The organism is Bradyrhizobium uaiense (assembly GCF_010811875.1).
Taxonomy (GTDB): Bacteria; Pseudomonadota; Alphaproteobacteria; order Rhizobiales; family Xanthobacteraceae; genus Bradyrhizobium; species Bradyrhizobium uaiense.
On the sequence record NZ_VKHP01000345.1, the window covers coordinates 1 to 8,172 of the forward strand.

At 64.1% G+C, this 8,172-nt stretch carries 8 protein-coding genes; 1 reads left to right on the forward strand and 7 read right to left on the reverse strand.

Annotated elements, in window-relative coordinates; all coding sequences use genetic code 11:
* Positions 1–40: 40 nt before the first annotated feature.
* Positions 41–1,213, forward strand: coding sequence for an enoyl-ACP reductase FabV (gene fabV / locus FNJ47_RS42975; RefSeq protein ID WP_163162430.1), 1,173 nt, complete (start codon positions 41–43; stop codon positions 1,211–1,213).
* 230 nt (positions 1,214–1,443) lie between these two features.
* Here fabV and FNJ47_RS42980 read toward each other — a convergent pair whose 3' ends face one another.
* The 7 genes from FNJ47_RS42980 to rbfA form a co-directional block, all read right to left on the reverse strand.
* On the reverse strand, positions 1,444–2,040 hold the full coding sequence (locus FNJ47_RS42980; RefSeq protein ID WP_163162432.1) for a glutathione S-transferase family protein: 597 nt from the start codon (positions 2,038–2,040) through the stop codon (positions 1,444–1,446).
* Between the two features lie 139 nt (positions 2,041–2,179).
* Positions 2,180–2,638: a GNAT family N-acetyltransferase gene (locus FNJ47_RS42985; RefSeq protein ID WP_163162435.1), complete on the reverse strand. Its 459-nt coding sequence runs from the start codon at positions 2,636–2,638 to the stop codon at positions 2,180–2,182.
* A gap of 106 nt (positions 2,639–2,744) precedes the next feature.
* The gene (locus FNJ47_RS42990) at positions 2,745–3,479 is read right to left on the reverse strand and encodes a superoxide dismutase (protein ID WP_163162437.1); all 735 of its coding nucleotides are present in this window, start codon (positions 3,477–3,479) and stop codon (positions 2,745–2,747) included.
* A 204-nt stretch (positions 3,480–3,683) separates the two neighbouring features.
* Positions 3,684–5,840: a polyribonucleotide nucleotidyltransferase gene (pnp, locus tag FNJ47_RS42995; RefSeq protein ID WP_163162439.1), complete on the reverse strand. Its 2,157-nt coding sequence runs from the start codon at positions 5,838–5,840 to the stop codon at positions 3,684–3,686.
* 315 nt (positions 5,841–6,155) lie between these two features.
* A complete protein-coding gene (gene rpsO, locus FNJ47_RS43000) occupies positions 6,156–6,425 on the reverse strand; it encodes a 30S ribosomal protein S15 (RefSeq protein WP_016844725.1) in 270 nt (89 codons plus the stop codon).
* 2 nt (positions 6,426–6,427) lie between these two features.
* Positions 6,428–7,537: a tRNA pseudouridine(55) synthase TruB gene (gene truB / locus FNJ47_RS43005; protein ID WP_163162441.1), complete on the reverse strand. Its 1,110-nt coding sequence runs from the start codon at positions 7,535–7,537 to the stop codon at positions 6,428–6,430.
* Positions 7,537–7,947 (reverse strand): 30S ribosome-binding factor RbfA, encoded by a 411-nt coding sequence (gene rbfA / locus FNJ47_RS43010; protein ID WP_163162443.1) that lies wholly within the window; start codon positions 7,945–7,947, stop codon positions 7,537–7,539. Before rbfA ends, truB begins: the two co-directional genes overlap by 1 nt.
* Positions 7,948–8,172: the final 225 nt, after the last annotated feature.

An 8,172-nucleotide genomic window follows, 5' to 3' on the forward strand; every position in this document is an offset into this window, starting at 1 on the left:
GCGAATGGGGATATTGCAACGATCCGAAAATGGGGTGGGAATGATTATCGAACCGCGCGTGCGAGGCTTCATCTGCACGACGGCACATCCCGTCGGCTGCGCCACCAATGTCCGCGAACAGATCGCCTATGTCCTCAAGCAGGGCCCGGTCGCCGACTGCCCGAAGCGGGTTGCCGTGCTGGGCTGCTCGACGGGCTATGGCCTCGCGAGCCGCATCGTTGCGACCTTCGCCGGCGGCGCCGACACGATCGGCGTGTCGCTGGAGCGCGAGCCGTCGGAAAAGAGAAGCGCCAGCGCCGGCTGGTACAACAACCGCGCCTTCGAGATCGAGGCCGAGAGGATCGGCCGTTCTCCGCTCACGCTGGAGGGCGATGCCTTCTCCGACGAGCTGAAGAAAGCCTTCATCGAGCGTGTGCGCGAAAAATTCGGACAGCTCGATCTGCTGGTCTACAGCATGGCCGCGCCGGTCCGGACCGATCCCGACACCGGCAAGACCTATCGTTCGGTCATCAAGCCGCTGGGCGCCCCGGTCGAGATCAAGACGCTCGACACCGAGACCGGCGAGGTGTTCCAGACGACCCTTGAGCCGGCGAGCGAGGAGCAGACCGCGGCGACCGTCGCGGTGATGGGCGGCGACGACTGGAAGCGCTGGATCGACCAGCTCGCCGATGCCGGCGTGCTGGCGCCGGGCTTCCGCACGCTCAACTACACCTATATCGGCAGCGAGCTGACCTGGCCGATCTACTGGAACGGCACGCTCGGCCGCGCCAAGGTCGATCTCGACAGCAAGGCGGAAGCGATCCGCGGCCGACTTGGCCCCGACGCGGCCCGCGTCGTGGCGCTCAAGGCCGTGGTCACCCAGGCGAGCTCGGCGATTCCGGTGGTGCCGCTCTATGGCACCGTGCTGTTCAAGGTGATGAAGCAGCTCGGCCTGCACGAAGGCTGCATCGAGCAGATCGACCGCCTGTTCCGCACCGGCCTCGGCAAGGGCGTCGCGCTCGATGACGCGCAGCGCATCCGGGTCGACGACTGGGAGCTTTCGCCCGAAGTGCAGACGGAAGTGTCGCGGCGCTGGCCGCTGCTCACCACCGAGACACTCGGTGAACTGGCGGATCTCGGCGAATACAAGAGCCAGTTCCTCCGCCTGTTCGGCTTCGGCATCGACGGCGTCGACTACACGCAGGACGTCGATCCGCGCGTCGTCCCGGGTTAGGTCGCTCGGAGGCCACGCGAGCGGCAACAGATATCTCTTCTCCTTCTCCCTGAAAGGGGGAAGGTCGGGATGGGGGTCGGCCGCAGGCGATGCCGTCTGCGGAGAGAGCGGATCCCCACCCGCTTTGCTCTCGCGAGCAAAGCGACCTCCCCTTTTCAAGGGGAGGTTAAGACGTGACCCCTGATTACGCTGCGCTCCATCCGGGCTACGCGACTACAGAGACTCGAAACTTACCCCGCCGCGATCTTCTCCGCGCGCTGGAACGCGGGCCGCGCCACGCAGCGGCCGATATAGGCCTCGAACGACGGCCGCGGCGGCACCATCTTGAAGATGCGCACGGCGAAGTTCAGCCCGGCGCCGATCGCGATGTCTGCGGCGGAGAACTGGTCACCGAGGATCCACGGCCCCTTCTGCAGCTCGGCGTCGAGCACGTCGAACACCTGCGCCGCGCTGCCCCATGCCGCGGTGCTGGTCGGCACCTCGAGCTTGGTGAAGAGCTGGATCAGCGCCGGCTCGATACAGCTCGGCGAGAAGAACAGCCATTGCAGATAGCGTGCGCGCTTCGGATCGTTCGTCGCAGGTGCGAGCTTGGTCTCGGGATAGCGGTCGGCGATGTAGGCACAGATCGCCGCCGCCTCGGCGAGCTGGGCCTTGCCGTCGGTCAGCGCGGGCACCTTGCCCATCGGATTGATCTTGAGAAAGTCCGGCGACTTCTGCGCGCCCGTGCTGATATCGGTTAGCACCCGTTCGTATGGCAGGCCGGATTCTTCCAGGAGCCAGATGGCGGAGAACGAGCGCGAGCGCGGCGACCAGTACAGCTTGATCATGGTGCTTGAGCCTTTCTTCGGCGTGGACGAACTGCGCCCGCTTCATCGCGCGTCTGCGGTGAATTGGCAACGTACGATGGCCGGCCGAGCACGGCAGTTTCAAATCGATATGCTGGTCAACGCGATCATCTGCGGCAAATCAGCCGCGAACCCTCTTCCACCGGTAATACTTCATCATCAGACCGTTCAGCGGGTTGATCTTCTCCTCTTCGTACAAGAAGCCTTCGCGTTCATACCAACGCCAGGCCTTTTCGTTTCCGCGCGCGCATTTCAGCCAGATCTCGTCGGGCATCTGCTCGCGTGTGAAGGCAAGCAGGTGGCGCCCGATGCTCCTGCCCTGATAGCCGGGTGCGACGAAGAGCTGATCGAGGTAACGGCCGGAGATGTGCAGCGCCAGCATGCCGGCGAGCGTCCCGTTGTCGTCGGCGACGAACAGGCTCCAGCCTTGCGCGATCTCGTGGCGCACGCGCTCGCGCAGATTGGAGAGCAGGGCATCATTGGCCTCGGCGAGCCCGGTCGAGACCCAGCTCTCCATCCAGACGCGGGCGATCTCGTCGTACTCGTCCGGCCGGGCGGCGCGGATCACCGGTGGCGTCATCGTCGATCTCTCGGGCGGCGATGCGCCTCGCGTGAAATCGCGGAGCGCTATCGTGACCCTCAGTCTACAGGACGATGACGCGGCCCGGCGAGTTTCGTCATCAGGCTCACACGCCGAGCGTGCCGGCCTTTGCTGCCGCATAGCGCTCCGCCACGGCCTTCCAGTTCACCGTGTTCCACCATGCCTTGAGGTAATCCGGCCGACGGTTCTGGTAGGTCAGGTAATAGGCGTGCTCCCAGACGTCGTTGCCGAGCAGCGCGCGCTTGCCGTCCATGATCGGATTGTCCTGGTTCGGCCGCGTCTCGATCGCGAGCTTGCCGTCCTTGGTGACGGTGACGAACACCCAGCCGGAGCCGAACACGCGTCCGCCGGCGGCGTTGAAGTCGGTCTGGAGTTTTTCCATGCCGCCGAGGTCGCGGTCGATTGCGGCGAGCATCTCGCCGTCGGGCTTGCCGCCGTTCGGCCCCATGATCTGCCAGAACATCGTGTGGTTGGCATGGCCGCCCATGTTGTTGCGCACACCGGTGCGGATCGTTTCCGGTACGTTACCGAGATTGGCGAGCACGTCGGTGATCGGCTTCTCCGCGATCTGCGGATTGTCCTTGGCGAAGGTGTTGAGATTGGTGACGTAAGCCTGATGATGCCGGTCGTGATGGATCTCCATCGTCCTGGAGTCGATATGCGGCTCCAGCGCATTGGTTGGATAGGTCAACGGATCAATCTTGAATGGCCCGGCCGGGGCCTGCGTAGCAGCCTGGGCGAACACGAAGCGTGGCGCCGCTGCGACCGCGGCAGCCGTGGTTGCCGCAAGCACGAGACGGCGGCGGGATATGGGTGACATCGATTCCTCCTGACCTGAAGCCCTGTCGTGCGACAGAGCATAGCGAGATACGCGCAAGCCACATTAAGCCGTTTCGAAGACGGTCATTGTGACGCTGCGTCGGAATCTCGCATCGTCCAGGCGGGCGCCTCGCGCGTTCAGGCATCGGACCAAACAAAAAGGGCGGCCTTTCGGCCGCCCTTCGTTGATTCGTTCCAAACAGGCTTACTCGCCGGCGGCTTCGCGCGGCGCCGGAGCGTCGCTCTTCTGCTTGGCCTCGAGGTCCTCGCCGGTCTCCTGGTCGACCGCCTTCATCGACAGGCGGGTCTTGCCGCGATCGTCGAAGCCGAGCAGCTTGACCTTGACCTTGTCGCCTTCCTTGACGACGTCCGAGGTCTTCTGCACGCGGCTGGCCGCGAGCTGGCTGATGTGGACCAGACCGTCCTTGGCGCCGAAGAAGTTCACGAACGCGCCGAACTCCATCACCTTGACGACGGTGCCCTCGTAGATCTGGCCGATCTCCGGATCGGAGGCGATCGACTTGATCCACTTGATCGCAGCCTTCATCGCCTCGCCGTCATTGGAGGCGACCTTCACGGTGCCGTCGTCCTCGATGTTGACCTTGGCGCCGGTCTTCTCGACGATCTCACGGATCACCTTGCCGCCGGTGCCGATCACTTCGCGGATCTTGTCGGTGGCGATCTTGAAGGTCTCGATGCGCGGTGCGTATTCGCCGAGCTCGGCGCGCGCCGCGGTCAGGGCCTTGGCCATCTCGCCGAGGATGTGGATGCGCCCGTCCTTGGCCTGGCCAAGGGCGACGCGCATGATTTCCTCGGTGATGCCCTCGATCTTGATGTCCATCTGGAGCGAGGTGATGCCCTGGTCGGTGCCGGCGACCTTGAAGTCCATGTCGCCGAGATGATCCTCGTCACCGAGGATGTCCGACAGCACCGCGAAGCGCTGACCCTCGAGGATCAGACCCATGGCGATACCGGCAGTCGGCCGCTTCAGCGGCACGCCGGCGTCCATAAGCGACAGCGAGGCGCCGCACACCGAGGCCATCGAGGACGAGCCGTTCGACTCGGTGATCTCGGAGACCACGCGGATCGTGTACGGGAACTCGTGGTGCGGCGGCAGCACCGGGTGGATCGCGCGCCAGGCGAGCTTGCCGTGGCCGATCTCGCGGCGCTTGGTGCCGCCGAGGCGACCGGTTTCACCGACCGAGTAGGGCGGGAAGTTGTAGTGCAGCAGGAAGGTTTCCTTGTACGTCCCCGACAGCGCATCGATGTACTGCTCGTCCTCGCCGGTGCCGAGCGTGGTCACGACCACCGCCTGGGTCTCACCGCGGGTGAACAGCGCCGAACCGTGGGCGCGCGGCAGAATGCCGGCTTCGGCGATGATGTTGCGCACGGTCTTGGCGTCACGGCCGTCGATGCGCTTGCCGGTGTCGAGGATGTTCCAGCGAACGATCTTGGCTTCCAGTTCCTTGAACACGCCGGCGACGCGGAGCTTGTCGTATTTCGGCTCCTGGCCTTCCGGGAAGAAGTGCGCAAGCACCTTCTCCTTGACGGCGCCGACCGCGGCGTAGCGTTCCTGCTTGACCGGGATCGCATAGGCCTTGCGCAGCTCCTGCTCGGCGATGCCGAGCATCTCCTTCTCGATCTCCGAATTGTCGATCGTGGTGACTTCGCGCGGCTCCTTGGCGGCCTTCTCGGCGAGCTCGATGATCGCGTTGATGACGGGCTGGAAGTGGCGGTGGCCGAACATGACCGCGCCGAGCATCACGTCTTCGTTGAGCTCCTTGGCTTCCGATTCCACCATCAGCACGGCGTCGGCGGTGCCGGCGACGACGAGGTCGAGCTGGGTCTCGGTCATCTCGTCGAGCGTCGGGTTGAGCACGTATTCGTCATTGGCGAAGCCGACGCGCGCGGCGCCGATCGGGCCCTTGAACGGTGCGCCCGACAGCGTCAGGGCGGCGGAAGCGGCGACCAGCGACACGATGTCCGGATCGTTCTCCATGTCGTGCGAAAGCACGGTGACGATCACCTGGGTCTCGTTGCGCCAGCCGTCGACGAACAGCGGGCGGATCGGGCGGTCGATCAGGCGGGAGACCAGCGTCTCCTTCTCGGTCGGACGGCCTTCGCGCTTGAAATAGCCGCCGGGAATGCGGCCCGCAGCGTAGGTCTTCTCCTGGTAGTCGACCGTGAGCGGCAGGAAGTCGACGCCTTCGCGCGGCGCCTTCGCCGCGACGACGGTGGCGAGCACCACGGTCTCGCCGTAGGTCGCCATCACCGCGCCGTCGGCCTGGCGGGCGATCTTGCCGGTTTCAAGTTTGAGGGGACGTCCACCCCAGTCGATCTCGACGGAATGCGAATTGAACATTTCGGTTTTCTTTCATGGTTTCACGAAAGCACGGCGCCCTGAAACACAAAGACCATGCCAAGACGGCGAGACGCTGATGCGCTTGCTGCGATCAGCATCCGGCGATCCTGCCATGGTCCCTGGATTTCGGATGGCGTCCATCCTTTCGGTCATCTGGGCATCTTGCCCGGTCCAGCGGCCGGATTGCTGCTGGACGCTAGTTGGCATGGCGTCATTGCCATGCTGCGCATGATCATCTTTCGATAATTCGAAAGCCCGACTTTGCGGACGACCATGCGAAAACGCGCGCGAAACCTCGCGCGCGTGCTTCTCAAATCAACGACGGATGTTGTGCTTTTCGAGCAGCGCCTTGTAGCGCGCCTCGTCCTTGCGCTTGATGTAGTCAAGCAGGGAGCGACGCGTCGACACGAGCTTCAGGAGGCCGCGGCGTGAATGGTTGTCCTTCACGTGGCTCTTGAAGTGCTCGGTGAGGTTATTGATGCGTTCCGACAGGATCGCGACCTGAACCTCGGGCGAGCCGGTGTCGCCGGCCTTGTTGGCATTCGTCTTGATGACTTCCGCTTTGCGTTCGGCGGTAATCGACATCGTCAGTTACTTTCATTGTTGCGAGCCGGACCGGCAGTCAGTCCGTTCAGGTTGAACACGCGCTTGGGGATGAGTTCGCCATTGCCAATTTCGGCAAGCGCGAGAAGTCGGCCTGCCACCGTGACATAGACTGTGCCGCTGGTATTGGGCGCATCCCGTCCGCGCAACAAAACGGCCTGGCCCCGATGGAGCCTTGCCGCATCAGCCCGTGTGACGGCCAGTGCCGGGATGTCGTCCAGCGCGGTCTCAACGGGCAAAAGCGCGTCGGCGAGGCTTCCCTCGCCAGACGCGGCTCTATTGCATAAAGCCTCCAACTGTTCCAGCGGAATCATGTCTCGCTCGGTAAACGGACCGACAAGGGTCCGCCGCAGGGCGCAGATATGGCCGAAACAGCCCAGAATCCGACCCATATCGCGGGCCAGGGCCCGGACATAGGTTCCCTTGCCGCACTCGGCCTCGAACACGGACTGGCCATTATCGCTATGTTCTACAAGGGTTAATTCGTGAATCTCGACCGGGCGGGGCTTCAGTTCCACGGTCTCGCCGTCACGCGCCAGGTCATAGGCGCGCTCACCCTGCACCTTGATGGCCGAATATTGCGGCGGGATCTGCTCGATCACCCCGGTGAAGCGCGGCAGCAGCTGGCGGATCGAATCGGCGGTCGGCCGCTCATCGCTGGTCCTGACCGGCCGTCCTTCGGTGTCGTCGGTGTCGCGCTCCTCGCCCCAGGCCACCGTGAAGCGGTAGCGCTTGCGGCCGTCCATCACGAACGGCACGGTCTTGGTGGCCTCGCCGAGCGCGATCGGCAGCCCGCCGGAGGCGAGCGGATCGAGGGTGCCGGCATGGCCGGCGCGCTTGGCCTGGAACAGGCGCTTGAGCACGGCGACCGCCTGGGTCGAGGTCATCCCGATCGGCTTGTCGAGCACCACCCAGCCATGGACATCGCGCTTGTCGCGGCGCGGCTGCTGGTTCTGCTTGCCCTGCTTCTGGCGCGGGTCGTTATTGGTGCGGCGCGCATCGTCGGTGCGCTGCCCGGCAAAAGCGTCCCGCTCAGCGTCGCGCGCGTCGGCATCCTTCGCGTCGATAACGCCGTTGGTCGTCATCACAGTCATCACTCGTCGTCCGAATCGGGTGCAAGGTCTCGCTGCACCGCAGGTGTCCGCAGTAGTTTCTCGATGCGCGCCGCCTCGTCGAACCGCTCGTCGACGCGGAAGCGAATGTCGGGCGCAAATTTCAGGTTGACGCGATGTGCGATCTCGCCGCGCAGGAACTTCTTGTTGCGCTCGAGCGCTGATATCACCGTGTCGGTGTCGCGGCCGCCGAGCGGCATCACATAGATCGTCGCGAGCTTCAGGTCCGGCGACATACGCACCTCGGGAACGGTGATGATGTGGCCTTCGAGATCGGGATCGTGGACGTCACCCTGCGACAGAATCTCGGCAACTGCATGGCGAACGGTTTCGCCGACGCGCAGCTGACGTTGTGAGCCGCCGGGGCTGGAACTCTTCTTTTGACGGGGCATGACCTTTTTCCAAAACCGTCACGCCCGCAGGCCGTGGCCGCGGGCATCAATGTCTTAGCGTTGCTTTCAATCGGGCAATGCGCTCGTGGCCGGACTAAAGTCCGGCCACGTCGTCGCATTTTCAGTCAAGATCTGCGCTTCGTAAGATTTGGACTTACAGAGAGCGCTGGATCGTCTCGATGCGGTAACATTCGATCACGTCGCCGACACGCATGTCGCCGTAGT

Bases quoted from the DNA above. Each gene is read 5' to 3' on its own strand.
- fabV (WP_163162430.1), top strand. From the start codon at position 41: ATGATTATCGAACCGCGCGTGCGAGGCTTCATCTGCACGACGGCACAT.
- FNJ47_RS42980 (WP_163162432.1), bottom strand. From the start codon at position 2,040: ATGATCAAGCTGTACTGGTCGCCGCGCTCGCGCTCGTTCTCCGCCATC.
- FNJ47_RS42985 (WP_163162435.1), bottom strand. From the start codon at position 2,638: ATGACGCCACCGGTGATCCGCGCCGCCCGGCCGGACGAGTACGACGAG.
- FNJ47_RS42990 (WP_163162437.1), bottom strand. From the start codon at position 3,479: ATGTCACCCATATCCCGCCGCCGTCTCGTGCTTGCGGCAACCACGGCT.
- pnp (WP_163162439.1), bottom strand. From the start codon at position 5,840: ATGTTCAATTCGCATTCCGTCGAGATCGACTGGGGTGGACGTCCCCTC.
- rpsO (WP_016844725.1), bottom strand. From the start codon at position 6,425: ATGTCGATTACCGCCGAACGCAAAGCGGAAGTCATCAAGACGAATGCC.
- truB (WP_163162441.1), bottom strand. From the start codon at position 7,537: ATGACTGTGATGACGACCAACGGCGTTATCGACGCGAAGGATGCCGAC.
- rbfA (WP_163162443.1), bottom strand. From the start codon at position 7,947: ATGCCCCGTCAAAAGAAGAGTTCCAGCCCCGGCGGCTCACAACGTCAG.